26 protein-coding genes and 1 pseudogene are annotated in these 22,727 nt (G+C 69.2%); 15 read left to right on the top strand and 12 right to left on the bottom strand.

Annotated features, from left to right (window positions below):
- Window positions 1-7 precede the first annotated feature (7 nt).
- On the bottom strand, window positions 8-511 hold the full coding sequence (locus ACERZO_RS45595) for a MaoC family dehydratase (RefSeq protein WP_372672231.1): 504 nt from the start codon (window positions 509-511) through the stop codon (window positions 8-10).
- 309 nt (window positions 512-820) lie between these two features.
- On the opposite strand from ACERZO_RS45595, the gene corA reads away from it, so the two are divergent.
- The 3 genes from corA (at window position 821) to ACERZO_RS45610 (ending at window position 3,562) form a co-directional block, all read left to right on the top strand.
- A complete protein-coding gene (gene corA, locus ACERZO_RS45600; protein ID WP_372672232.1) occupies window positions 821-1,903 on the top strand; it encodes a magnesium/cobalt transporter CorA in 1,083 nt (360 codons plus the stop codon).
- 172 nt (window positions 1,904-2,075) lie between these two features.
- Window positions 2,076-2,726 carry a metallophosphoesterase family protein gene (locus ACERZO_RS45605; protein ID WP_372672233.1) on the top strand — a complete coding sequence of 217 codons (651 nt, stop codon included), beginning with the start codon at window positions 2,076-2,078 and terminating at the stop codon, window positions 2,724-2,726.
- Complete coding sequence (locus tag ACERZO_RS45610) at window positions 2,723-3,562, top strand: chromosome partitioning protein ParB (RefSeq protein WP_372672234.1); 840 nt, start codon at window positions 2,723-2,725, stop codon at window positions 3,560-3,562. Before ACERZO_RS45605 ends, ACERZO_RS45610 begins: the two co-directional genes overlap by 4 nt.
- Here ACERZO_RS45610 and ACERZO_RS45615 read toward each other — a convergent pair.
- Complete coding sequence (locus tag ACERZO_RS45615; protein ID WP_372672235.1) at window positions 3,559-4,356, bottom strand: hypothetical protein; 798 nt, start codon at window positions 4,354-4,356, stop codon at window positions 3,559-3,561. The two genes, ACERZO_RS45610 and ACERZO_RS45615, sit on opposite strands and share 4 nt — an antisense overlap.
- A gap of 69 nt (window positions 4,357-4,425) precedes the next feature.
- On the bottom strand, window positions 4,426-5,925 hold the full coding sequence (locus tag ACERZO_RS45620) for an MFS transporter (protein ID WP_372672236.1): 1,500 nt from the start codon (window positions 5,923-5,925) through the stop codon (window positions 4,426-4,428).
- A gap of 119 nt (window positions 5,926-6,044) precedes the next feature.
- On the opposite strand from ACERZO_RS45620, the gene ACERZO_RS45625 reads away from it, so the two are divergent.
- The 4 genes and pseudogenes from ACERZO_RS45625 (at window position 6,045) to ACERZO_RS45640 (ending at window position 7,827) form a co-directional block, all read left to right on the top strand.
- Entirely contained in the window at window positions 6,045-6,710 is a 666-nt protein-coding gene (locus ACERZO_RS45625) for a TetR/AcrR family transcriptional regulator (RefSeq protein ID WP_372672237.1), read from the top strand.
- A gap of 82 nt (window positions 6,711-6,792) precedes the next feature.
- Window positions 6,793-7,371: pseudogene (locus ACERZO_RS45630) on the top strand (Scr1 family TA system antitoxin-like transcriptional regulator); the annotation flags it as partial.
- A gap of 1 nt (window position 7,372) precedes the next feature.
- The gene (locus ACERZO_RS45635) at window positions 7,373-7,630 is read left to right on the top strand and encodes a Scr1 family TA system antitoxin-like transcriptional regulator (protein ID WP_372672238.1); all 258 of its coding nucleotides are present in this window, start codon (window positions 7,373-7,375) and stop codon (window positions 7,628-7,630) included.
- Between the two features lie 8 nt (window positions 7,631-7,638).
- On the top strand, window positions 7,639-7,827 hold the full coding sequence (locus ACERZO_RS45640) for a DUF397 domain-containing protein (protein WP_372672239.1): 189 nt from the start codon (window positions 7,639-7,641) through the stop codon (window positions 7,825-7,827).
- Here ACERZO_RS45640 and ACERZO_RS45645 read toward each other — a convergent pair.
- On the bottom strand, window positions 7,811-8,005 hold the full coding sequence (locus ACERZO_RS45645; RefSeq protein ID WP_372672240.1) for a PspC domain-containing protein: 195 nt from the start codon (window positions 8,003-8,005) through the stop codon (window positions 7,811-7,813). The genes ACERZO_RS45640 and ACERZO_RS45645 overlap by 17 nt on opposite strands.
- Window positions 8,006-8,290: 285 nt before the next feature.
- Here ACERZO_RS45645 and ACERZO_RS45650 point away from each other — a divergent pair, with 285 nt between their 5' ends.
- A complete protein-coding gene (locus tag ACERZO_RS45650) occupies window positions 8,291-9,142 on the top strand; it encodes a hypothetical protein (RefSeq protein ID WP_372672292.1) in 852 nt (283 codons plus the stop codon).
- 82 nt (window positions 9,143-9,224) lie between these two features.
- Complete coding sequence (locus ACERZO_RS45655) at window positions 9,225-9,794, top strand: dihydrofolate reductase family protein (RefSeq protein ID WP_372672241.1); 570 nt, start codon at window positions 9,225-9,227, stop codon at window positions 9,792-9,794.
- A 61-nt stretch (window positions 9,795-9,855) separates the two neighbouring features.
- Here ACERZO_RS45655 and ACERZO_RS45660 read toward each other — a convergent pair whose 3' ends face one another.
- The 6 genes from ACERZO_RS45660 to ACERZO_RS45685 all read right to left on the bottom strand — a co-directional run bounded on the left by ACERZO_RS45660 (window position 9,856) and on the right by ACERZO_RS45685 (window position 16,338).
- Window positions 9,856-11,037 (bottom strand): ABC transporter ATP-binding protein, encoded by a 1,182-nt coding sequence (locus ACERZO_RS45660; protein ID WP_372672242.1) that lies wholly within the window; start codon window positions 11,035-11,037, stop codon window positions 9,856-9,858.
- A gap of 2 nt (window positions 11,038-11,039) precedes the next feature.
- On the bottom strand, window positions 11,040-11,879 hold the full coding sequence (locus ACERZO_RS45665) for a carbohydrate ABC transporter permease (RefSeq protein WP_372672243.1): 840 nt from the start codon (window positions 11,877-11,879) through the stop codon (window positions 11,040-11,042).
- Window positions 11,879-12,844 (bottom strand): carbohydrate ABC transporter permease, encoded by a 966-nt coding sequence (locus ACERZO_RS45670; RefSeq protein ID WP_372672244.1) that lies wholly within the window; start codon window positions 12,842-12,844, stop codon window positions 11,879-11,881. Before ACERZO_RS45670 ends, ACERZO_RS45665 begins: the two co-directional genes overlap by 1 nt.
- The gene (locus ACERZO_RS45675; protein WP_372672245.1) at window positions 12,841-14,163 is read right to left on the bottom strand and encodes an ABC transporter substrate-binding protein; all 1,323 of its coding nucleotides are present in this window, start codon (window positions 14,161-14,163) and stop codon (window positions 12,841-12,843) included. The genes ACERZO_RS45670 and ACERZO_RS45675 overlap by 4 nt, the downstream gene beginning before the upstream one ends.
- 243 nt (window positions 14,164-14,406) lie before the next feature.
- Window positions 14,407-14,931 carry a general stress protein gene (locus tag ACERZO_RS45680; RefSeq protein WP_372672246.1) on the bottom strand — a complete coding sequence of 175 codons (525 nt, stop codon included), beginning with the start codon at window positions 14,929-14,931 and terminating at the stop codon, window positions 14,407-14,409.
- A 210-nt stretch (window positions 14,932-15,141) separates the two neighbouring features.
- Entirely contained in the window at window positions 15,142-16,338 is a 1,197-nt protein-coding gene (locus tag ACERZO_RS45685; RefSeq protein ID WP_372672247.1) for an acyl-CoA dehydrogenase family protein, read from the bottom strand.
- A 132-nt stretch (window positions 16,339-16,470) separates the two neighbouring features.
- On the opposite strand from ACERZO_RS45685, the gene ACERZO_RS45690 reads away from it, so the two are divergent.
- On the top strand, window positions 16,471-16,794 hold the full coding sequence (locus ACERZO_RS45690; RefSeq protein ID WP_372672248.1) for a DUF4190 domain-containing protein: 324 nt from the start codon (window positions 16,471-16,473) through the stop codon (window positions 16,792-16,794).
- A gap of 41 nt (window positions 16,795-16,835) precedes the next feature.
- Complete coding sequence (locus ACERZO_RS45695; protein ID WP_372672249.1) at window positions 16,836-17,390, top strand: DUF4190 domain-containing protein; 555 nt, start codon at window positions 16,836-16,838, stop codon at window positions 17,388-17,390.
- On the opposite strand, the gene ACERZO_RS45700 is transcribed toward ACERZO_RS45695, so the two are convergent.
- Window positions 17,387-18,268 (bottom strand): slipin family protein, encoded by an 882-nt coding sequence (locus tag ACERZO_RS45700; protein ID WP_372672250.1) that lies wholly within the window; start codon window positions 18,266-18,268, stop codon window positions 17,387-17,389. The two genes, ACERZO_RS45695 and ACERZO_RS45700, sit on opposite strands and share 4 nt — an antisense overlap.
- A gap of 92 nt (window positions 18,269-18,360) precedes the next feature.
- Between ACERZO_RS45700 and ACERZO_RS45705 the strand changes: the two genes are divergently transcribed.
- Genes ACERZO_RS45705 through ACERZO_RS45720 form a run of 4 tightly spaced genes read left to right on the top strand, consistent with a single transcriptional unit; the run spans window position 18,361 to window position 22,209 of the window.
- Complete coding sequence (locus tag ACERZO_RS45705; RefSeq protein ID WP_372672251.1) at window positions 18,361-19,272, top strand: aminoglycoside phosphotransferase family protein; 912 nt, start codon at window positions 18,361-18,363, stop codon at window positions 19,270-19,272.
- A 10-nt stretch (window positions 19,273-19,282) separates the two neighbouring features.
- Entirely contained in the window at window positions 19,283-20,560 is a 1,278-nt protein-coding gene (locus ACERZO_RS45710) for a magnesium transporter MgtE N-terminal domain-containing protein (protein WP_372672252.1), read from the top strand.
- Window positions 20,553-21,053, top strand: a complete 501-nt coding sequence (locus ACERZO_RS45715) for a DUF1003 domain-containing protein (RefSeq protein WP_372672253.1) — start codon at window positions 20,553-20,555, stop codon at window positions 21,051-21,053. The genes ACERZO_RS45710 and ACERZO_RS45715 overlap by 8 nt, the downstream gene beginning before the upstream one ends.
- A 10-nt stretch (window positions 21,054-21,063) precedes the next feature.
- A complete protein-coding gene (locus ACERZO_RS45720; protein ID WP_372672254.1) occupies window positions 21,064-22,209 on the top strand; it encodes an Mrp/NBP35 family ATP-binding protein in 1,146 nt (381 codons plus the stop codon).
- Window positions 22,210-22,257: 48 nt separating this feature from the next.
- Here the strand turns inward: ACERZO_RS45720 and tatB are convergent, their stop codons facing one another.
- Window positions 22,258-22,701, bottom strand: coding sequence for a Sec-independent protein translocase protein TatB (tatB, locus tag ACERZO_RS45725; RefSeq protein ID WP_372672255.1), 444 nt, complete (start codon window positions 22,699-22,701; stop codon window positions 22,258-22,260).
- Between the last annotated feature and the right edge of the window lie 26 nt (window positions 22,702-22,727).

Genomic DNA, 22,727 nt, shown 5'->3' on the forward strand with positions numbered 1-22,727 from the left:
CAGAACCTCATTCGTGCGGCACCGGCCGGCCCGGCTGCTCGCCGCCCCGGGTCTCGCCGTAGGAGCGCTTGGGCACCATCACCTTCCGGCGGAAGGTGCACACGATCAGGCCGTCCTGCTTGTAACCGCGCGTCTCGACGTACACGACACCGCGGTCGTCCTTGGACTTCGACGGCGTCTTGTCCAGCACCTCGGTCTCGCCGTAGATGGTGTCGCCGTGGAACGTCGGCTTGACGTGCTTCAGCGACTCGACCTCGAGGTTCGCGATGGCCTTGCCGGAGACGTCGGGCACGGACATGCCCAGCAGCAGCGAGTAGATGTAGTTCCCGACCACGACGTTCTTGCCGAAGTCGGTCGTCTCCTCCGCGTAGTGCGCGTCGAGGTGCAGCGGGTGGTGGTTCATGGTGAGCAGGCAGAACATGTGGTCGTCGTATTCGGTGACCGTTTTGCCCGGCCAGTGCTTGTAGACCGCACCGACCTCGAACTCCTCGTAGTACCGACCGAACTGCACTCGTCTTCTCCTGTCGCGTAACACCGCGTGAGGCTGGTACGACACGCATCCGTAGTGAGGAGTACCCTCAACCATTGGTTCTCGCGCGTCAACGCGAGCCCCACCACTCTGCACCCGGCCCGAAGGAGGTGAGGAACCCCGATGAGTAGTGGCGATAGTCCGCTCCCTAGTAGTCCCAGCGTTCCCACCTCACGGGTCGTCTCCAGGTAGGCCTTCTCTCTTCCCGGGAACGCTGGTGTCGCCGGGCGGACGCGTTCCGCCCCTGGTCAGTCGTCTCGCACGACCAACGCACGACGCCCAGGAGATCCCATGCCTGCCATTCCCTCGCTCGGCGGCCTGCGCGGCCGCGGCAACAAGGGCGCCGTTCCCGTCCGCCCGATCCCGGTGCCGCTGTCCGCGTACGTCGTGGACTGCGCGGTGTACGTCGCGGGCGAGCGCCTGCCCGGCCGCTGGACGCACATCGAAGCGATCAAAGAGGTCCGGAAGCGGCACGAGGGGTTCGTCTGGATCGGGCTGCACGAGCCGGACGCCGACCAGATCCAGGGCATCGCGGAGACGTTCGGGCTGCACGAGCTGGCCGTCGAGGACGCGCTCGAAGCGCACCAGCGGCCGAAGCTGGAGCGCTACGACGACACGCTGTTCCTCGTGGTGAAGACCGTCCGGTACGTCGAACACGAATCACCCACTACGGCGAACGAGATCGTCGAGACCGGCGAGCTCATGGTGTTCCTCGGCCGGGACTTCGTGATCACCGTCCGCCACGGGAACCACTCGGGCCTGGCCCGCCTGCGCCGCGAGCTGGACGACGACCCCGAGCGCCTGCAGCTGGGGCCGGCCGCGGTCGTGCACGCGATCGCCGACCACGTCGTCGACCACTACCTCGACGTCACGGGCCGGATCGAAAACGACATCGACGTCATGGAAGCGCAGGTCTTCGCGCCGCGCTCGCAGATCAGCGCCGAGCAGATCTACCTGATGAAGCGGGAGGTCCTCGAGCTGCGCCGCGCGGTGATGCCGCTCGCGACGCCGGTCCAGCGCCTGGCCGAGGGCTACACGCGGCTGGTGCCGGACGAGGTCCGCTCGTACTTCCGTGACGTCGCCGACCACCTCACGACCGTGTCCGAGCGGGTGGCGGCGTTCGACGAGCTGCTGTCCACCCTGGTCGACGCGACCGTCGCGAAGATCTCGCTGCAGCAGAACACCGACATGCGCAAGATCACGTCGTGGGCGGCGATCATCACCGTGCCGACGATGATCGCGGGCATCTACGGGATGAACTTCGACTACCTGCCCGAGCTGCACTGGAAGTTCGGGTACCCGCTGGTGATCACCGTGATCCTCGGGATCTGCCTGTTGCTGTACCGAATATTCCGGAAGAACGGCTGGCTCTAGGTCCCCTTCTTCCCCACTGGAGTGTTCGTGATGCCTCGCATGCTGTCCAACCTCAAGTTCTGGGCCCTCGCGCTCAGCCTCGTCTGGATCTTCGTCATCACTTTCGTCATCGTCGCCGACCCCGGGTTCGCGCACGGCATGAAGTGACGGCCCCGGGTCGTACCCTGGACCCATGCCGAAAGCGCTGGTCGTCTCCGACGAGGTCGACGAGCGGTTGTGGACCGACGCGGTCCGCGCCGTCTCCGTCGACCTCGTCATCGGCGCCGGCGACCTGCCGTACGACTACCTCGCGTTCCTGGCCGGCGCGCTCGACGTGCCGTGCGTGTTCGTGCCCGGCAACCACGACCCGGACCTGAGCGGCTACACGCGCTACGGCGGGCTGTCCATGAAGGACGGTTTCCCGACGCCCTGGCCAGGCCCGGCGGGCGGCATCAACGCCGACGGCCGCGTCGTCGACGTCGCCGGCCTGCGGTTCGCCGGGCTCGGCGGTTCGATCCGCTACAACGACGGCCCGAACCAGTGGACCCAGCGCCAGCAAGCCCGCCGGGCCCGGCGCCTGGTGCGGCGCGCGAAGTGGCGGCGGCGTCGCGACGGCCGTGACGTCGACGTCCTGCTGACGCATTCGCCGCCGCTGGACCTCGGTGACCGGGCGGACCCGCCGCACCGCGGGTTCGCGTGCCTGCACCGGACGATCGACGCGCTGCGGCCGAAGTGGCTGCTGCACGGGCACATCCACCCCCACGGCGAGCCGGTGCCGGACCGGGTCGTCGGCGAAACCCGGATCCGCAACGTGGTGGGCCACCGGATCATGGAGTTCTCATGAAAGAGACGGGGTTTCCCCGCGCGGACGCGGAGAACGACTTCCTCCGCGCGCGCCGGGGCCAAGTGCTCTCGCGGCTTTCGACGTGGCTGCGTCGCGAGCCCGACGACGTCAACATCATGCTGCCGTTCCACGAGGTGGTGGAGGCGCTCGGGTACGCGGGCGAGCACCGGATCGGGTTGCGGGTGATCAAACTGGACTCGATCGTCGGTACGGTCGACCGCAGCCGCGACTTCGACCGCCACTTCCGCCCGACGTCGGCCCGGGTGCGCGAGCGCTGGGAGCGCTTGGCCCTGGCGGCCCGGCGCGGCGAGGAGATCCCGCCGATCGAGGTGTACCGGGTGGGCGAGCTGCACTTCATCATCGACGGCCACCACCGCGTTTCGGTCGCGATCGCGCAGGGACTGTCCACAATAGAGGCATTCGTGACGGTGGTCCGGACCAAACTGGACCCGAGCGGCATCCGCCACCGCGGCGACTTGATCGTGAAGGACTACCGGCGGCTGTTCCTGGAGCGAGTGCCGTTGACGGGGCACGCGCGGGCGTCGGTGATCGTGTCGGACCCGTGGGACTACGCGAAGCTGGGCGAGCACGTGGAGGCGTGGGGGTTCCGGCTGATGCAGGACGAGGGCAAGTTCTGCGACCGCGCGAGTGTGGCGCAGCGGTGGTTCGACGAGGAGTTCGTGCCGGTGGTCGCCATGCTGAGGCAGGCGGACCTGATCGGGGACCGGACAGACGCCGAGGCGTACATGTGGGTGGCCGCGGAGCGGTACCGGTTGATCCGCACCCATCGGTGGGACGACGAGGTCATCGAGACGCTGCGGTCTCGCAGCCGCTAGAGCCCGAGGACGTACCAGGTGTCGCCGAACTGCAGCCACATCCGGTCGCCTCGGCACACCCACCGCTGCAGGGTGCCGCCGTCCGGGACGTCGAGCGAGACCGGCGGCTCCGGCACGACCTCGTCAGCGGTCAGCCGGGCGGGCACGAGGTGGTGGAAGTAGCCGCCGGGTTGGCCCGCCAAGGCCAGGAAGATCGCCTCCGCGCCAGAGAGGGCGACCCCTCGCACTCGTGAGATCGGGCACCGCCGCACCGACCGGATGCCGTCGCCGCCGACTTCCACCAGCGGGACTTCGGTGTACGGGACCGCCCACGTCCGCCGTTCGCCGACGTTGAGCGCATAGCAGTCCATCCAGGACAAGCGGATCGGGTCGTCGACCGCCCACCAGGCCGGTTCGCCCGCGGCGGTCCAGCGAATCAGGCCGGGGTGGTGACGGTCGCCGATCACGGCCTCGTCGAAGTAGCTGATCCAGATTTCGCCGGCCGGACCGGTGACCAGGTCTTCGATGCCGTCCCCGGCGTGGAAAGCGGCCACGACCCGTCCGGCACCGTCGAGGACGCGGCCGTTGCGCGGTGGCTCGAACCCGGGCCGGATCCGGCACCGGCTGTCGACCAGGACGAACCCTTCGCCGGCCGCGTCGATCTTGTGGAACCGCCCCGGCTCGGCCACCCGGCCGCACGAGGTCCCGTCCACCAGTAGGTCACCGTCGGCGGACAACGCGATGATCCGGCCGAAAGCGTCCACAGTGGACGTGACGACCGGGCGGTCCGGCACGGTCCCCCATCGCTCGAGCACGCTCAAAACCTAACAGCCGTCCCTTCCCGGCCCGCCTGAAACGGAGGGCCGGGAAGGTTCAAGCGAATCTCACATGTGCACAGCGCCGGGAGCGGCTTCGCCCTTCGGGACGCCCGGGCGCAGCAGCAACCCGCTGAGCAGCGCGCCGGCCGCGAAGATCACCGCTGCCCACGTGAACGCCGTCGTGTAGCTCTCGATCGCCGCCTCGGCCGCCAGTTGCGGGGTCGGGACCTTGCCCTCGAGGTACGACGTCGCCGCGTTGCCGGCCAGCGTCGACAGCAGCGCCGTGCCGATCGAGCCGCCCACCTGCTGCATCGTGTTGACCGCCGCCGACGCGACGCCCGCGTCGTGCGCCTCGACGCCGAACGTCGCGACGCTCATCGCCGGTGCCATCGCCAGGCCGATGCCGAAGCCCATCACCAGCAGCGGGCCGAGCACGCCGGACGCGTACGTGCTCTCCAGGCCGATGCCGCTCAGCCAGAACAGGCCCACCGCGGCGATCGCCATGCCGGTCGGGACCAGCGGACGCGGGCCGAAGCGCGGCAGCAGCACGGCCGTCGCCGTCGTCGCCGACAGCATCAGCGTCGCCACCATCGGCAGGAACCCGACGCCGCTCTGGATCGGCGTGAACTGCAGGTTCTGCTGCACGTAGAACGTGAGGAACAGGAAGATCGCGAACATGCCGATGGCCAGCAGGAACATCGCCAGGTACGAGCCGCCGCGGTTGCGGTCCAGCAGGACGCGCAGCGGGAGCAGCGGGTGCGAGACGCGCTGCTGCAGCCACACGAACACGCCCAGCAGCACGACGCCGCCGGCCAGGAAGCCCCACACCGACGCCGACGACCACGAGTCCGACTCGGCGTTCGCGAAGCCGTAGACCAGCGCGAACAGACCCGCCGACGCGGTGATCGTGCCCGGCAGGTCGAGCTTCGGGCGCGGGCCGGCGTCCCGCTGGTTGCGCAGCAGGACCGAGCTGCCGACGAACGCGACGACCGCGAAGATGATGTTCACGAACATGCACCAGCGCCAGTCGAGGTACTCGGTGAGCACGCCGCCGAGCAGCAGCCCGACCGCCGCGCCGCCACCGCCGATGGCGCCGAACACGCCGAACGCGCGGCCGCGTTCCTTCGGGTCGGTGAACGTCGTGGTGAGCAGCGAAAGCGTGGCGGGCGCGAGCAGCGCGCCGAAGACACCCTGGGCCGCGCGCGCGATCAGCAGCATCTCGATGTTGGTCGCGAAGCCGCCGAGCGCGGACACCGCGGCGAAGCCGGCCAGGCCGACGAGCAGCGCGTTCTTGCGACCGAAGAGGTCGGCGAGACGACCGCCGAGCAGCAGCAGGCTGCCGAACGCCAGCGCGTACGCCGTGACGACCCACTGCCGGGCGTCGTTGGAAAAGCCCAGGTCGACCTGCGCGGACGGCAGCGCGATGTTCACGACGGTCGCGTCCAGCACGACCATCAGCTGCGCGATGCCGATCATCACCAGGATCAGCCATCTACGGCTGTGGTGGGGGTTCTCGGCGGCGCGCGCGTCCCCCGGCGGCGCGACCTCGAGAGTGGATTCGGACATGGGTGTCCCCTCACTGGGAGTGATCAGGAAGGTATGTGGAGTAGGTATCTCCCCTTACGCGACCCAAGGTACACACAAACCGGAGATGGTGCCTCTACTTTGTGAGCTAGACTGGGGAGATGACACGGGACGCAGGTCCCGCCGCACCGGCGCGGCCGCTGCGGCGCGACGCCGAACTCAACCGCCGCCGCATCCTGGCATCGGCCCGCGAAGTGTTCGGCCAGCGCGGGCTCGAAGCCACGCTGGACGACATCGCCCACCACGCCGGCCTCGGCGTCGGCACGGTCTACCGCCGGTTCCCCAGCAAGGAACACCTGGTCGAGGCCATGTTCGCCGAGCGGATGGAAGAGATCGGCAACCTCGCCGTGGAAGCGCTGAAGGCGGCCGACGCCTGGCAGGCGTTCGTCGACTTCACCTGGAAAGCGGCCGAGATGCACTCCGCCGACCGCGGTCTGCGCGAGATCATGCTGTCCAACAAGTTCGGCCACGAGCACGTCGCCGAAGAGAAAGCCCGCATGGTGCCGTTGATCACACAGCTCGTCGAACGGGCGCAGGACGCCGGTGGGCTGCGGGCGGATTTCGCGCCGTCGGACATGGCGCTCGTGCACATGATGGTCGGCTCGGTGGTCGAGTTCACGTGCGCGGTCGACCCGGACCTGTGGCGCCGCAGCCTCGGCATGCTGCTCGACGGGCTCCGCGCCGAGCCCGGCAAGCCGTCGGAGCTGCCCCGCCCGCCGCTCGACGAGCAGGAGATCGACCGCGCGATGTCCTGCTGGCGCCCCTGATGGGGTGATCGGCGCGGGATCCCGGCGCCGACCTCCCGCCCGGACACTGCACCCCGCGCGATCATGGCGACGGGGAGGTGCGGTGGCGTACTACAGCGTTCCGGCGATCAGGCGGTTGCAGCTCGGACGCGAGCTGAAGGCCTGGCGGGAGAAGGCCGGACTGACGCTGGAACAGGCGGGCGGCGACTTGGACATCTCCAAGAGCACGCTCTCGCGGATGGAGAAGGGGCAGGGCGCGATCCATCCGCTGCACGCCCGGGCGATGGCGGAGTTGTACCGGTTGCCCGAGGACGATCTGGTGCGGGTGGTCGACATCGCGCGCGAGGCGAAGCGGCCCAACCAGAACCGGATCGAAGGGGTTTCGGTCAACAGCTACCCGGCGCTCGAGGCGGAGGCGGTCTCGGTCCGCAACTTCGAGGTCGCGACGGTGCCTGGCCTGTTGCAGACGGAGGACTACGCAGCCGCCTTCTTCGCCGAGAGTGGCACTCGCGAGCGCAACCGGAACCTCAACGTGCGCATGCACCGCGCGAAGCGGCTTCACAGCGAAGAGCCGCTTCAGCTCCACGCGATCATCGATGAGGTGGCTCTCCGCCGCCGCATTGCGAAGCCCAGCGCCCTCGTGGCGCAGATGCTGCACATTGTCGAGCTCTCCGAGCTCGACAATGTGCAGGTACAGGTGGTTTTCGGCGGCGGCAGGAGTGCACCCGGGCCTGCGCGGTGCCTTCTCGGTGCTGCGGTTCCCGGAGGACACCATCACCGACCTCGGCTACGTGGATCACGCGGGCGGCCACCTGCAGTTGGTGAAGCAGACTCAGGTCGCCGAGCTCATCCGCCAGTTCCGCAAGCTGAGTAGGATGGCTCTCGGCGAAAGCGAGTCGAGAGATCTCGTTTTCGCGCTGGCCAACGAGATGAGCGCTTAGGTGGGGCTGTGGTCTTGAAGCGGGGAGTCTGGTCCAAGAGCAGCTACAGCCAAGGCGAAAACACCGCCTGTGTCGAAGTCGCCTTCGCCTCCCCTGCCGTGGCGGTGCGGGACTCGAAGGACCCCTCCGGCCCGCACCTCACCATCGCCCCCTCTTCCTGGCGCGGCTTCCTCACCTCCGTCACTCGGACGGAATGATCGCCCACATGATCAGGTAAGCCACGAACTGCGGCCCGGGCAGCAGGCACGACAGCACGGCCAGCAGCCGCACGGTGCTCGTCTTCATGCCCCACCGCTGGGCGAGACCCGCGCACACCCCGCCGATCATGCGGCCGTAGCGGGGACGGGACAGCCGTCGGGTGACCGGTGCGCTCATCGTTTTTCCCTTTCCTCGAAGTTCCGATATCTCCACTTCACCACCGGAGTACCCGCTTCCGCATCGCCCGCGCGAAGGATCGCTCCCTTAGGGGACGGTAAAAGCGAAAAACGTTCGGACGGCCTCGGGAAACCGCGGAAACCAGGCCGTCCTCCGATGACCTGCGCTTTCGCCGTCCGAGGCTGGGAAAATACTGAGAGATGTCCCCGTCAGGGCTGGTTTTTCCGCCCGATGCGGCGATACTGGCTCACCGTGTACCCGCGCCCGAAACACTTGGTCGTCGCGATGGTCTGCGCCCTGCTCGCCGCCGGGTGCGCGCAGACCCGGGCCGCGCCGGAACAGACTTCCGGACCGACTCCGCTGACCGCGTCCGCCGCGCTCGGGGACTACGCGACCGTCGACTACTGCAGCCTGCTCGACGTGCCCGGCGCCGTCGAGACGCCGACGTTCGAGACCTGCCGGGCCGACGCCGGCGGGCGCACGATCCTCGTCGGGCCGCTGGCCTTCGACTCCGACCCGAACATCCGGCCCTACGAATATCCCGGACCGGTGCCGGACGGCGTCGCGGTGCAGCAGTCGATGTTCAACGACCGCAGCGCGTGCACCCGCGCGATCACCTTCGCCGACGGCAACCGGCTCGACCTGTCGGTCACCGACGCCGGCGACGACCAGGCCGCGCGCTGCGGCGTCGCGGACGCGGCGGTCGGCTCGGCGCTGGCCGCGATCACGTCGAACAAGGTCGGGCGGCTGACGTTCCCCGACCGCTCGTGGGGCCTGGTGGCGCCCTGCGTGATGCTGGACAAACCCGACCTCGAACCGGTCGCGGGCGCGGGCAGCCGCCCGGCGACGGGCCTGTCCGGGCACAGCTGCATCCGCGGCAAGGTGAGCTTCAAGCTGACGGTCCAGACGGACGAGCCGTCGGCACCACCCGAAACGCTCGGCGGGCGACCGGCCGTCGTCCGGCTGTCGGGCGCGTTCTGCCTGGTCGACACGACACAGCCGGCGCCGGGCCTGCCGGGCCGGCGCGAACTGGCGGAGATCAGCGTGGTGGAAACGGCGGGCACGGCGGGCGACGGCACGTGCGCCCAGGCCCGCACCGCGGCGAACACGATCCTGCCGCTGCTCCCGAAGGCGTAAAACCCGTCCGCGGCGGTTGTCGGATCGGGCCGGCCCGGTTCGTAGCCCAGGTGACAGACCGGCACCCGGGAAAGGAACCGCCATGACCGCGACCTACACGTTCGACGTCTTCACCAGCCTCGACGGCTTCGGCAGCCACCACGGCGACTGGGGCGGCTACTGGGGCAAGCAGGGCCCCGAGCTGCTCGCGCACCGCCTCGAGCAGTACCGCGACAACCCGGGGATGGTCTTCGGTGCCGCCACCTTCCGGTCGAACGCCGAGCTGCTCGCCGGCGACGACGAGGCGTTCGACCCGTGGGTCCGCAAGATGCGGACGCTGCCGGCCACGGTCATCTCGAGCACGCTCCACGGCCCGCTGGACTGGCCGGACGCGACCGTCGTGCGCGGCGACGCCGTGGACGTCGTGGCCCGCCTCAAGGAGGAGTCCGACGTGCCGTTGCGCTCGCACGGCAGCCTGTCGCTGAACCGCGCGCTGCTCGCCGCCGGGCTCGTCGACCGCGTCCAGGTGACGGTCTTCCCGGTCCTCACCGGCAAAACCGGAGACGACCCGGTCTTCGCGGGAGTCGAGGACTTCGACCTCGAACTCCTGGAGTTCCGGACGCTCGACGGCCGCACCCAGGAACTCGTCTACCACCCCACCCGCCACCCCTGAAACGCCGTGAAGGCCTCCTCACCAGCCAAAAGCCGGTGAGGAGGCCTTCACGCTACTGCGCTCAGTCCTCGTAGGTGAGGTTCTTGCCGTTCGCGGGGTCGAACAGCTTGATCTTGTCCGAGTCGTACCAGACTTCGAGGTCCGCGTTCTCCGTCGCGGACGACTCCGCCGACAGGCGGGCCACGATCTGGGACTCCGCGCCCGGGACGTCGGACGAACCGCTGTCCGCGGCCAGCTCCGCCAGCTCCTCGGACGTCGCCACGTCGCCCTCCAGCGTGAAGTGGGCGAACTTCTCCGAACCCATCGACTCCAGCACGTCGATGTGCGCGGTGAACGTGGCCCCGCCGGACTTCTGGCCGGCCTCGACCAGGCCTGCGTCCTCGAAGTGCTCCGGCCGGATGCCGACGATCAGCTCACGCGGGGCGTTCGCCTTCTCCACCAGCTGGCGGACGCGGTCGGTCAGCGGCGTCGTGCCCAGCGCACTGCGCAGCTCGTTGTTCTCCAGCGTCGCCGGGACGAAGTTCATCGACGGCGAGCCGATGAACCCGGCCACGAACAGGTTCGCCGGGTTGTCGTAGAGGAACTGCGGCGCGCCGATCTGCTGCACGTACCCGCCGCGCAGCACCACGACCCGGTCGCCCAGCGTCATGGCCTCGGTCTGGTCGTGCGTGACGTACAGCGTCGTCGTGCCGAGCTGCTTCTGGATCTTCGACACCGACGTGCGCATCTGGCCGCGCAGCTTGGCGTCCAGGTTGGACAGTGGTTCGTCCATCAGGAACGCCTTGGGGCTGCGGACGATCGCCCGGCCCATCGCGACGCGCTGCCGCTGGCCACCGGAGAGGTTGGCCGGCTTGCGGTCCAGGTGCTGGGTCAGGTCGAGGATCTGCGCCGCCTCTTCGACCTTCGCCCGGACGGTCTTGTCGTCGACCTTCGCCAGCCGCAGCGGGAACGCCATGTTCTCCCGGACGCTCATGTGCGGGTAGAGCGCGTAGGACTGGAACACCATCGCGATGTCCCGGTCCTTCGGGGCCTTCTCGTTGACGCGCTTGCCGTCGATGCGCAGCTCGCCGGAGGAGATGTCCTCCAGGCCCGCCACCATGTTCAGCGTCGTCGACTTACCGCAGCCGGACGGGCCGACCAGGATGATGAACTCGCCGTCGGCGATGGTGATGTCCACTTCGGACACCGCGAGCGCGCCGTCGGGGTACTTCTTCGACACCTTGTCGAGGACGATTTCAGCCATGACTACCCCTTCACCGCACCGGACGTCAGCCCCGCCACGATGCGACGCTGGAAGAACAACACGAACACAATGATCGGGATGGTGATCACGACCGCGGCCGCGCTCACCTGCCCGGTCGGGTCTTCGAACTGCGAGGACCCGGTGAAGAACGACAGCGCCGCCGGCACCGTGCGCGACGCCGTGGTGGACGTCAGCGAGATGGCGAACAGGAAGTCGTTCCAGCAGAAGATGAACACCAGGATCGCGGTGGTGAACACGCCCGGCGCGGCCAGCGGCGCGATCACCCGCCGGAACGCCTGGGCCGGCGTCGCGCCGTCCATCTTCGCCGCCTTTTCCAGCTCCCACGGGATTTCGCGGAAGAACGCCGACAGCGTGTAGATCGACAACGGCAGGGCGAACGTGATGTACGGCAGGATCAGGCCCGGCCAGGTGTCGAACAGGCCCAGGTTCCGCTCGATGTTGAACAGCGGCGTCACCAACGACACCTGCGGGAACATCGCGATCAGCAGCGAGAGGCCGACGAGCAGCTGCTTGCCGGGGAACTCCAGCCGCGCGATCGCGTACGCGGCCATCGTGCCCAGCACCACCGCGATCAGCGTCGAGATGATCGCGATGCCGATCGAGTTCACCAGCGCCAGCAGGAACTCCGACGTCTGGAAGATGTCCGCGTAGTTCTGCCAGGTCCACGACTGCGGGATGAACGACCCGTCGGTCAGCGTGTCCTTGGTCTTGAACGACAGCGAAACGACCCAGAGCACCGGCACCAGCGCGAACACCAGCACGAGGATGTCGACCAGGCCCCACCTGACTTTGCGGCCCGTCGTGACGGTTCCCATCACCATCAGCGCTTACCCCCGTCGTCCGAACCCGGTGCGGCCGTGCCGAACACCTTGATGAAGATGAAGGCGATGATCGCCACCGTGATGAAGATCAGCACCGCCATCGTCGACCCGATCCCGAGGTTGAGGCCCTTGACCAGGTTGTCGTAGGTCTGCATGGACACCGAGCCGGTGTCCTGCGCGCCACCGGTGAGCACGTAGATGTTGTCGAAGATCCGGAACGCGTCGAGCGTGCGGAACAGCAGCGCCACCAGGATCGCCGGCTTCATCACCGGCAGCATCACCTTCGTGAACCGCTGCCACGCGCTCGCGCCGTCCATCGCCGCGGCCTTGAGCAGGTCGTCCGGCACCAGCGCGAGGCCGGCCATCAGCAGCAGCGCCATGAACGGCGTGGTCTTCCACACCTCGGCGCCGATGATGATGAACATCGACGGCCACTGGTCGGTCAGCGGTGCCGCGTCCGCGGCCAGCCAGTTCGCCAGGTAGCCGGTCTTCGGCGTCCACGCGTAGTACCACGAGAACGCCGCGACGACCGTGACGATGCCGTACGGGATCAGGGCGACCGTGCGGACCAGGCCGCGGCCGACGAGCGTCCGGTGCATGATCAGCGCCAGCGCCATGCCGAGCACGAACTCGATGGCCACCGACACGACGGTCAGGAACATCGTGGTGCCGAACGCCGTCCACCAGTACGAATTGGACAGCACGGCCCCGTAGTTGTCGAAGCCGACGAACTCCTGCTGCGCGGGGAAGCGCAGGTCGTACCGCTGCAGCGACAGCCAGATCGAGTAGACGATCGGGTAGCCGGTGACCGCGATCATCACGACGAACGCGGGCGCGCACAGCCACAGCCCGAGCCGGCGCTCGGCCTTCTTCCCTTCGGAGAGGGCGGGTTTGCCCTTCTTCTTGTGCGACACGGGTTCCGGTGCCGCGGTGGCTCCCGCCGCGGTCGGGTCCTGGACGGTCACGGGATCACTCCCTTCGACTGGAGAGCGTCGTTGAGCTGCTCGCGCAGCTTCGAAGCGGTGGCCTGCGGGTCGATTTCACCCGGCGGGGAAAGGACTTTCGACATCACGGTCGACATGTTCTGGTACGCCGGGGTCAGCGGCCGCACGGCGGAGTCCTTGATGGCGTCGATGATCGAGTCGCGCATCGGGTACTTCAGCGCCATGTTCGGGTTGTCGGCGCTCGCCGGCTTCGACGGGTCGAGCGGTGTGTCGTTGTGGTACACCGATTCGATGGTCGGCGGGACGCCGTCGTTGATCGCCGAGAACTTCTGGTTCTCCGCGTTGCGCAGGCACAGCGCCGCTTCGAACGCCTCCGGCTTGTGCTGCGACAGCGAGCTGACGCCGAGGTCGTAGCCGCCGATCGTGGTCTTCGCGGGCGTGCCCGCCTTCGCCTCGGGGTAGACCGCCCACTTGAAGTGCGAGACGTCCTGCGGCTTTTCCTTGGCGTAGGAGGCGTAGACGAACGGCCAGTTGAGCTCGAACGCGGCGTCACCGCGCTGGAACGTCTGGCGGACGTCGTCCTCCTTCGAGTTGGTCAGCGACGGGTCGGTGATGCCCGACGACGCGATCTGCTTCAGCAGCCCGAGCGCCTGCACCGCGCCGTCGTCCAGGACGACGCTCTTGCCGTCGTCGGACAGGATGTGCCCGCCCATCGACTCCACCAGCGTGTTGTAGAAGACGACGAGGCCTTCGTACTGCGCGCCGGTGAACACGATGCTGTAGGGCTTGCCCTGCGCCTTCAGCTCCTTGGACTTGGCGATCATCTCTTCCCACGTCTTGGGCGGCGTGGGCGTGATCCGGTCGTCGTACCAGAGCAGCTGGACGTTGGTGTTCTTCGTGGCCGCGTAGAGCTTCCCGTTGTAGGTCGCCGTCTCCAGCGGTCCCTGCAGGACGCCTTCGGTGGCGGCCGCCTTGTGCTCGCCCGTCCACTCCTCGACCCAGCCGGCTTCGGCGAACTCCGAAACCCAGGTCACGTCGAGGCCGAGGACGTCCATCGCGGTGTCGCCCGCGGCGAGCCGGCGCGCCATCTGCAGGCGCTGGTCGTCTGCGCCGCGCTGCAGCTTGTTGTAGACGATCTCGTACTTCCCGTTGGCCGCCGCGTTGCAGTTGTCGACGACTTTCTGGAAGCTGTCCTCGGGTGCGTAGTAGACGTTGATCTTGAGCCCGCCGCTCGAACCGCAACCGGCCAGCATGCCGGTCACCAAAGCCCCTGCCCCCAGCAGGACCGCGGTACGGCCGGGCGAGCGTCCCCGTTTGCCCGCGCCGATCCTCTTCCCCATAAGGCCTCCTCACCCGCGTGCACGCCGGATACCGCGGGGCCCGGTGGGCACCGCGACGCGATGAGGCGAACCGCGCCAGCACCCCGACGTGCTAGTGCTCGGGCCGCCGCGCTGGTTGGGCGAGGCCGCCCGACTGGTGTCGGACAACTTATGCCGGGCGATCACACCCCGCAAGCAGTATCGGTAACGATTCAGCCCACTGCAGCTCGAACTGTGATTTTCCCCTGATAATGGCGGCTTTTTTCAGGTCGTCGCCGGGGGTGGTTTGAGGGCGAGCTTGGCGAGCAGCTCCCGGCCCTGTTCGGCCGTGCGCGGCTGGCACAGGACGTCGTAGCGGCCGGCGACGAGCTGGCTCGCCGAGGAGAAGTCCCGCCGCCCGCGCGACATGCTGTACCCGATGGCGGCGAACATCAGCCCGGAGAGGACACCCAGCACGAGCCCGGTCAGCAGCTGCAGCGCGAAGCCCTGGTTGACGAACAGGCCGAGCAGCAACCCGGCGAACAGCCCGAACCAGGCCCCCGAGACGGCGCCGGTGCCGAGCACGCGACCCCAGGACAGCTTCCCGATGACCCGTTCGACGAGCATCAGGTCCACCCCGACGATCGTGACGTCGCTGACGGCGAACTCGCTGTCCGCGAGGAAGTCGACGGCCTGCTGCGCCTCGCCGTAGGTCGCGTACGACCCGATCGGCCAGCCGGTCGGCGGGGTCGGCAGCCGTGGCAGGTTGCCGGGCGCCCGGCTCCCGCCGAAGGGACTACTCACCATCATCACCTGCGCACTCGTGGGTCTGGGCGTCCATCTTGTCAAGAACGCCCGGACCGTGCGAGCCGCTTACCCCGAAAGGCCGGAGCCGATTGTCGCCGGCGGCCGCGGCGGGTCACCAGACGACGTGAATGACTCATTCATGTCGCCTGACGACATGAATGAGTCATTCACTACAGCGCCGACCGGCAGGGTTTGTCGACAGAGCGACAAACCTCAGCTGCGGGACTTGTACTCGCGCAGCAGACCGCGGGAGATGATCGTCTTCTGGATCTCGCTCGTGCCCTCGCCGATCAGCAGGAACGGCGCCTCGCGCATCAGGCGCTCGATCTCGTACTCCTTCGAGTACCCGTAGCCGCCGTGGATGCGGAACGAGTCCTGCGTGACCTCCGCGCAGTACTCCGACGCGATCAGCTTCGCCATCCCCGCTTCGACGTCGTTGCGCTCGCCCGAGTCCTTGAGCCGGGCCGCGTTCACCATCATCAGGTGGGCCGCCTCGACCTTCGTCGCCATCTCGGCCAGCTTGAACGCCACGGCCTGGTGCTCGGCGATCGCCTTGCCGAACGTCTTGCGCTGCTGGGCGTACTCCACCGCCAGCTCGAACGCGCGGATCGCGATGCCGCACGCCCGCGCCGCGACGTTCACGCGGCCGACCTCGACACCGTCCATCATGTACGCGAAGCCCTTGCCCGGCGCCTCACCGAGCACCATGTCGGCGCCGATGCGATAGCCGTCGAAGACCGCTTCGGTCGTGTCGACGCCCTTGTAGCCCATCTTGTCGATCTTGCCCGGGATGGTCAGGCCCGGCGCCACCTCGCCGAAGCCCTCCGGCTTCTCCACGAGGAACGTCGTCAGGTTCTGGTGGGCCTTCTCGGCACCTTCGTCGGTCTTGACGAGCAGCGCGATCAGGTTGGACGAGCCGCCGTTCGTCAGCCACATCTTGGAGCCGTCGATGACGTACCCGTCGTCGGTCTTCTTCGCCTTCGTCTTGATCGCGGCGACGTCCGAACCCAGGTCCGGCTCCGACATCGAGAACGAGCCGCGCACCTCACCGGTCGCCATCCGCGGCAGGAAGTGCTGCTTCTGCGCTTCGGTGCCGTGGCGGGAGATCATGTGCGCCACGATGAAGTGGGTGTTGATCACGCCGGACACGCTCATCCAGCCCCGCGCGATCTCCTCGACGACCAGCGCGTAGGTCAGCAGCGACTCGCCGAGCCCGCCGTACTCCTCCGGGATGGTGATCCCGAACAGGCCCATCTCCTTCATGCCCTCGACGATGTCCGCGGGGTAGGTGTCGGAGTGCTCGAGCTCCTGCGCGTGCGGGATGACCTCCTTGTCCACGAACGAGCGGACGGTCGCGAGGATCTCCGACTGCACGTCGGTCAAGCCGGCGGTCTGGGCGAGACGGGCCATCACGGCTCCCTTTCCGGTTGCGACGCCGGCTCCCGGCGCTGGGTTACCGGTGAGTATGACCCGAATCCCCCAACCCTGCTATGAGGGCGCTCACGCTCCGCGTCGTAGAGTCCCGCGCGGAGGAAGCCGATCTTGAGCCACCCGTACGACCCGGACGACCCCTTCGGCAGGCGGTCCCCGGCCGACGGTGCCCAGCCGGACCCCGGCGGGCCGGGACCGGGGCTCGCGGCCGGAGCGCTGGTCTGCTCGATCGCCGGCGTCGTGGGGTGCCTGCCGGCGGGGTTCGCGGGCATCGTCCTCGGCCACGTCGCCCACCGCCGGGCCGGGCGCGGCGAAGCCACCGGCCGGGGCATCGCGATCGCCGCGTTCGCCGTGGGCTACCTCGGGATCGTGCTGAACGCGGTCGCGCTCGTGCTGCTCTTCCGGCTCGGCGTCGCACACGGGCTCCTCCGCTGACCGGTTAAATTGAGGCTCAGCACGCATCGAGGGGACCCGCCATGACCGACCCGTCCGAGAGCAAGGACCGCGCGTCCTACGACCCGCCGCCCACCGCGGATCCGGCGCCCTACACGCCGGAGAACTACGATCCGCCGGCGAGCGACAGCACGCTCCCCGAGCCGCCGGCTCCGGAGCCGGTCGCCCCCGAGCTGCCGCCCGGGTCGTTCGAGACCCCGGCCGCGCACATCCCCGGCACGCCGTACGCGGCGCCGGGCCAACCGGTCTACCAGCCGCCCCCGCCGGCCTACGGTCAGCCGTACGGCGGCCCGGCGCCCTACGTCCAGCCGCCGTACGTGCCGGGTCCGCCGCAGCGGCAGGACAACGCGCTGGCGACCGGCGCGCTGGTCTGCTCGATCCTCGGCTTCTGCTCCGGCGTCACGGCAATCCCCGGGCTGATCATGGGCCACATCGCGCTGGGCAAGACGAACCGCGGCGAAGGCGGCGGCCGCGGGCTGGCCACGGCCGCCGTGATCATCGGCTACGTCGTGGTCGCGCTGTGGTTCAGCTTCTTCACGACACTGATCGTCCTGGCCGCGAAGGGCCAGCTGGACTAGTCGGCCGGCAGCACCGCGTCGCCGGGGCTGCGCGGCGACGGCGTCGCGTGGCCGTTCGCCTCCGGCTTGGGGTCCGTCAGCTCGAGTTCGGGCTCCGGAGCCGCGGGCGCCGCCGGGGCCGCCGGCTTGGGTGTCTGCGCGTCCAGGAACCGCAGCAGCTCCACCGGGAACGGCAGCACCAGCGTCGAGTTCTTCTCCGACGACACCTGCACCACCGTCTCCAGCAGCCGCAGCTGCAGCGCCGACGGGGTGTCGGCCATCCGCGCCGCCGCCTGCGCGAGCTTGTGCGACGCCTGCAGCTCACCGTCGGCGGAGATGACGCGCGCGCGCCGTTCCCGCTCCGCCTCGGCCTGCCGCGACATCGAGCGCTTCATCGCCTCCGGCAGCGCGACGTCCTTGATCTCGACGCGGTCGATGTGGATGCCCCAGTCCAGCGCCGGGCTGTCGATCATCAGCTCCAGGCCCTCGTTGAGGCGCTCGCGGTTGGAGAGCAGGTCGTCGAGGTCGCTCTTGCCGATGATCGAGCGCAGCGACGTCTGCGCGACCTGGCCGACCGCCGACCGGTAGTCCTGGACGTTGACCGCCGCGACGACCGGGTCGATCACCTTGAAGTAGACGACCGCGTCGACCCGGACCGTGACGTTGTCGCGGGTGATGCCGTCCTGGGCGGGCACAGGCATGGTCACGATCTGCATGTTGACCTTCTGCAGGCGGTCCGCGAACGGCACCAGCACCATCAGCCCGGGTTCCGCGACCCGCGACCGCACCCGGCCGAACCGGTAGACCAAACCGCGCTCGTACTGCTTCACCACGCGCACGCTCGACGCGAGCCACACCCCGCCCGCGAGGACGACGGCGCTGAGGATCTCCACCACCATGGCTGCTCCCGGGGTTGCGTTTTCCCCTGAAAACCCAGCGTACGCCCGCGACGACCATGACGAAATGCGCTGGACCGGCCCGCCAGACTGGGGTGGTGAACGATCTCCGCGTCCCGCCGCTGTTCGCCGCTCGCGCGCCCCGGGTGCTCGGCCCCGGCGCCGTCCCGTGGCTGGCGGCGCTGCCGGACCTCGCCGCCGGGTACGCGCGGAAGTGGGGCCTGACGTTCGACGGCGAGGCGATGCACGGCTACGTCGGCGTCGTCCAGCCCGCGCGGCTGCCCGACGGCACGCCGGTGGTGCTGAAACTGGGCTGGCGCGACGAAGAATCCGCCGACGAGCCGCTCGCACTGTCCACATGGGCCGGCCGGGGCGCGGTGCTGCTGCTGGAGTCCGCGCCGGACGACGGCGTCCTGCTGCTCGAACGGCTCGACGCCGGCCGCACGCTCGACGACCTCCCGCTGCGCTCGGCGATCCCGCTCATCGGCGGCTTGGCGCGGCGCTTGGCCGTCCCCGCGCCGGCGTCGATGCGACGGCACCTGCGTACCGAAGCCGCGGGGCTGGTCGAGGAGCTCCCCCGCCGCTGGGCCGAACTCGGCGAGCCGTTCGAGAAGCGGCTGGTCGACGCCGCCGTCGCGGTCTGCCGCGAGCTGGGGCCGTCGGCGGGCGAGCTGCTGGTGAACGAGGACCTGCACTTCCAGAACGTCCTGGCGGGCACGCGCGAGCCGTGGCTGGTCATCGACCCGAAGCCCCTCTCCGGTGACCTCGAGTGGGGCGTGATCCCGTTGTTCTGGAACCGCTTCACCGAGTCCACACTGGACGAACGGTTCGCGCTGATCGTCGCTTCGCACGGGCTCGACGCTTCGAAGGCCCGCGCGTGGACGCTCGTGCGAGCCGTGCAGAACTGGATCTGGATGATCGAGGAGCAGCTCGAATCCGGCGAGGAGAGCGACGACCCGGCGTTCGTCACAGTGGCGGAAATCGCTCCCTGGGCGGCCAGCCGATAGTGTCAGCGGCATGGCCGCGGTCAACAGGGTTTTCGCAGCTCAGCTGTCCGGGTTGCCCGTGTTCGGGCCGGACGGCGAGTCCATCGGCCGGGTCCGCGACCTGGTCGCCGGCCTGCGCCTCGACGCCCAGCCGCCGCGCATCCTCGGTCTCGTCGTCGAGCTGGCCACCCGGCGGCGGGTCTTCGTGCCGATGCTGCGCGTCACCGCGATCGAGCCGGGCGCCGTGACGCTCGCGACCGGCTCGGTCAACATGCGCCAGTTCAACCAGCGCCCCAACGAGGTCCTGGTGCTCGGCCAGCTGCTCGACGCGCACGCGACGCTCGCCGGGTCGGACACGCGGATCACCGTCGTCGACGCCGGGATGGAACCGACCCGCACCCGCGACTGGGTGCTCGCCAAGCTCGCCATCCGCGAGCGGCGCGTCGGGCTGGGCCGCCGGCGCGCGGCGATGCAGGTACTGCCCTGGTCGGAGGTGGCCGGGCTGGGCCTGGCCGACCTCGGCGCGCAGCCGCAGGGGGCGGGCCAGCTGCTCATGCTGTTCGACACGATGCGCCCGGCCGACATCGCCGCGACCGTGCGCGACCTGCCGCTCAAGCGCCGCCACGAGGTCGCCGACGCGATGGACGACGAGCGCCTCGCCGACGTCATCGAGGAGCTGCCGGACGACGACCAGAAGGAGCTGCTGGCCTACCTGGCCGAAGAGCGCGCGGCCGACGTCCTCGAGGCGATGAACCCCGACGACGCCGCCGACCTGCTGGCCGAGCTGGCCCCGGCCGAGCAGAGCCGGCTGCTGGAGCTGATGGAGCCGGAGGAGTCCGCACCGGTCAAGCGGCTGCTGGAGTACTCGTCGGACACCGCGGGCGGCCTGATGACGCCGGAGCCGGTGGTGCTGACCCCGGACACGACGATCGCCGAAGCGCTGGCCCACATCCGCAACGCCGAGCTGCCGCCCGCGCTGGCCAGCATGGTGTTCGTCTGCCGCCCGCCGACGGCGACACCGACCGGGCGGTACGTCGGCGTCGTCCACTTCCAGCGGCTGCTGCGGGAGCCGCCGGCCGAGCTGGTCGCCAGCGCCGTCGACACCGGGCTGCCGCCGCTGAAACCGGGGGCGTCGCTGGCCGAGGTCACGCGGTACTTCGCGGCCTACAACCTGACCTGCGGACCGGTCGTCGACACCGAGGACCACCTGATCGGCGCGGTGACCGTCGACGACGTCCTCGACCACCTGCTGCCGGAGGACTGGCGCGAGACCGGGCTGCACGACACCTTGGAGGAAGACCGTGCCTGAACCGACTTCGGGACGGCGGCTCGACCAGCCCCGCAGCCAAGCGCGGTTCCGGCTGAACATCGACCCGGACACCTTCGGCCGGTTCACCGAGCGGATCGCCCGGTTCCTGGGCACCGGCAAGTACCTGTTCTGGCAGACGCTGATCGTCATCGTCTGGATCGTGCTGAACCTCACAGCGCTGTCGCTGCAGTGGGACCCGTACCCGTTCATCCTGCTCAACCTGGCGTTTTCGACGCAGGCGGCGTACGCGGCGCCGCTGATCCTGCTGGCGCAGAACCGGCAGGACGACCGCGACCGCGTCTCCCTGGAGGAGGACCGGAACCGGGCTGCGCAGACGAAAGCGGACACGGAGTACCTGGCCCGCGAGCTGGCGGCGCTGCGGCTGGCGGTCGGCGAAGTCGCGACGCGCGACTACCTGCGCAGCGAGCTGGACCGGCTGCGGGAGGACCTGGACGTAAAGCCCAAGAAGTCCCGTACGCCTACCGGTACGTAACATGGATGGGGTGACCAGCACCCAGCAGCTCCCCAGCGTCGACGACGTCCGCAGCGCGCTGAAGAGCGTGCAAGACCCCGAGATCCGGAAATCCATCACGGACCTGGGGATGGTCAAGGACGTTTCGGTGGCTTCCGATGGTGTCGTCACCGTCGGGATCTACCTGACGGTGGCCGGCTGCCCGCTGAAGGCGACGCTGACGAACGACACTCGCGACGCGGTCTCGAAGCTGCCGGGCGTGGTGGACGTGCGCGTCGAGCTGGACGTGATGAGCGACGAGCAGCGCTCCGAGTTGCGGAAGTCCCTGCGCGGCGACGCGGCCGAGCCGGTGATCCCGTTCGCGCAGCCGGGCTCGATGACGCGGGTGTACTGCGTGGCGTCGGGCAAGGGCGGCGTGGGCAAGTCGTCGGTGACGGTGAACCTGGCGGCGGCGATGGCCGCGCGCGGGCTGTCGGTGGGCGTCGTGGACGCGGACATCTACGGCCACTCGATCCCCCGCATGCTGGGCGCGCGCGAGAAGCCGACCAAGGTCGACACGATGATCATGCCGCCGCAGTCCCACGGCGTGAAGGTGATCTCGATCGGCATGTTCACCCCGGGCAACACGCCGGTGGTGTGGCGCGGGCCGATGCTGCACCGGGCGTTGCAGCAGTTCCTGGCGGACGTCTTCTGGGGCGACCTGGACATCCTGCTGCTGGACCTCCCCCCGGGCACCGGCGACATCGCGATCTCGGTGGCCCAGCTGATCCCGAACGCGGAGATCCTGGTGGTCACGACCCCCCAGCAGGCGGCGGCCGAGGTGGCCGAGCGCGCGGGGGCGATCGCGTTGCAGACGCGTCAGCGGGTGGCCGGGGTCATCGAGAACATGTCGTGGCTGGAGACGCCTTCCGGGGAGCGCATGGAGCTCTTCGGCGCGGGCGGCGGCCAGACGGTGGCCGACTCGCTGACGAAGTCGATCGGGTCGGAGGTGCCGTTGCTGGGGCAGGTCCCGATGGACCCGCGCATGGTGGCCCAGGGCGACGCGGGCGAGCCGCTGGTGCTGACCGAGCCGGAGGCGCCGGCTTCGGTGGTGCTGAAGGAAGCGGCGAAGAAGCTGACGGTCAAGGCGCGCGGGTTGGCCGGGATGATGCTGAACGTGACCCCCGCGGGCCGCTGAGCCCGAACGACGAAGGCCACCTCCGCGCGGAGGTGGCCTTCGGTGTTCCTACGTGGCGTCCGGGTCGATCGGCGGGCGCTCCCCCGGCTTCAGCGGCTCGGGCTGCTTCGCTTGGCTCGCCGCATAGCCGTTCGAGCCGTTGGTTCCGTTCGTCCCATTGGAACCGTTGGTACCGCCCAGATTCGGGCTGCCGTTCGTGATGCCCTTGATGCCGAGCGGGTCCGCGTCGCCGTCGAACAGGTGCTGCGTCACCACTCGCTTCGGGTCGAAGTTGCGCAGCCCGCGCAGGTCTTCGAGGGGCTTGCGGAGCTGGTCGAACTCGGGGCCCATCTCCTCGCGAAGCTGTTCCCGCGCGCCGGTTGCGAAGTCGCGGACCTTCTTCACGCTCTTCGCCATCCAGGACGCCGCTTCGGGAAGCCGTTCCGGGCCGAGGATGAACAGACCGGCGATGATGAGGACGAGGATTTCCCCCCATCCGACACTGTCGAACACCCGTCTACCTCCGCTCGGAACCTACC

It is taken from the genome of Amycolatopsis kentuckyensis, from assembly GCF_041679295.1.
Lineage (GTDB): Bacteria > Actinomycetota > Actinomycetes > Mycobacteriales > Pseudonocardiaceae > Amycolatopsis > Amycolatopsis kentuckyensis_A.

What these genes read in the sequence shown, in the direction of transcription:
- ACERZO_RS45700 (WP_372672250.1), bottom strand. Translation starts at nt 18,268, where the DNA reads ATGGTGGTGGAGATCCTCAGCGCCGTCGTCCTCGCGGGCGGGGTGTGG.
- ACERZO_RS45660 (WP_372672242.1), bottom strand. Translation starts at nt 11,037, where the DNA reads ATGGCTGAAATCGTCCTCGACAAGGTGTCGAAGAAGTACCCCGACGGC.
- ACERZO_RS45605 (WP_372672233.1), top strand. Translation starts at nt 2,076, where the DNA reads ATGCCGAAAGCGCTGGTCGTCTCCGACGAGGTCGACGAGCGGTTGTGG.
- ACERZO_RS45650 (WP_372672292.1), top strand. Translation starts at nt 8,291, where the DNA reads ATGGTCTGCGCCCTGCTCGCCGCCGGGTGCGCGCAGACCCGGGCCGCG.
- ACERZO_RS45635 (WP_372672238.1), top strand. Translation starts at nt 7,373, where the DNA reads ATGTGCAGGTACAGGTGGTTTTCGGCGGCGGCAGGAGTGCACCCGGGC.
- ACERZO_RS45695 (WP_372672249.1), top strand. Translation starts at nt 16,836, where the DNA reads ATGACCGACCCGTCCGAGAGCAAGGACCGCGCGTCCTACGACCCGCCG.
- ACERZO_RS45665 (WP_372672243.1), bottom strand. Translation starts at nt 11,879, where the DNA reads ATGGTGATGGGAACCGTCACGACGGGCCGCAAAGTCAGGTGGGGCCTG.
- ACERZO_RS45680 (WP_372672246.1), bottom strand. Translation starts at nt 14,931, where the DNA reads ATGATGGTGAGTAGTCCCTTCGGCGGGAGCCGGGCGCCCGGCAACCTG.
- ACERZO_RS45675 (WP_372672245.1), bottom strand. Translation starts at nt 14,163, where the DNA reads ATGGGGAAGAGGATCGGCGCGGGCAAACGGGGACGCTCGCCCGGCCGT.
- ACERZO_RS45655 (WP_372672241.1), top strand. Translation starts at nt 9,225, where the DNA reads ATGACCGCGACCTACACGTTCGACGTCTTCACCAGCCTCGACGGCTTC.
- corA (WP_372672232.1), top strand. Translation starts at nt 821, where the DNA reads ATGCCTGCCATTCCCTCGCTCGGCGGCCTGCGCGGCCGCGGCAACAAG.
- ACERZO_RS45710 (WP_372672252.1), top strand. Translation starts at nt 19,283, where the DNA reads ATGGCCGCGGTCAACAGGGTTTTCGCAGCTCAGCTGTCCGGGTTGCCC.
- ACERZO_RS45625 (WP_372672237.1), top strand. Translation starts at nt 6,045, where the DNA reads ATGACACGGGACGCAGGTCCCGCCGCACCGGCGCGGCCGCTGCGGCGC.
- ACERZO_RS45685 (WP_372672247.1), bottom strand. Translation starts at nt 16,338, where the DNA reads ATGGCCCGTCTCGCCCAGACCGCCGGCTTGACCGACGTGCAGTCGGAG.
- ACERZO_RS45620 (WP_372672236.1), bottom strand. Translation starts at nt 5,925, where the DNA reads ATGTCCGAATCCACTCTCGAGGTCGCGCCGCCGGGGGACGCGCGCGCC.
- ACERZO_RS45645 (WP_372672240.1), bottom strand. Translation starts at nt 8,005, where the DNA reads ATGAGCGCACCGGTCACCCGACGGCTGTCCCGTCCCCGCTACGGCCGC.
- ACERZO_RS45610 (WP_372672234.1), top strand. Translation starts at nt 2,723, where the DNA reads ATGAAAGAGACGGGGTTTCCCCGCGCGGACGCGGAGAACGACTTCCTC.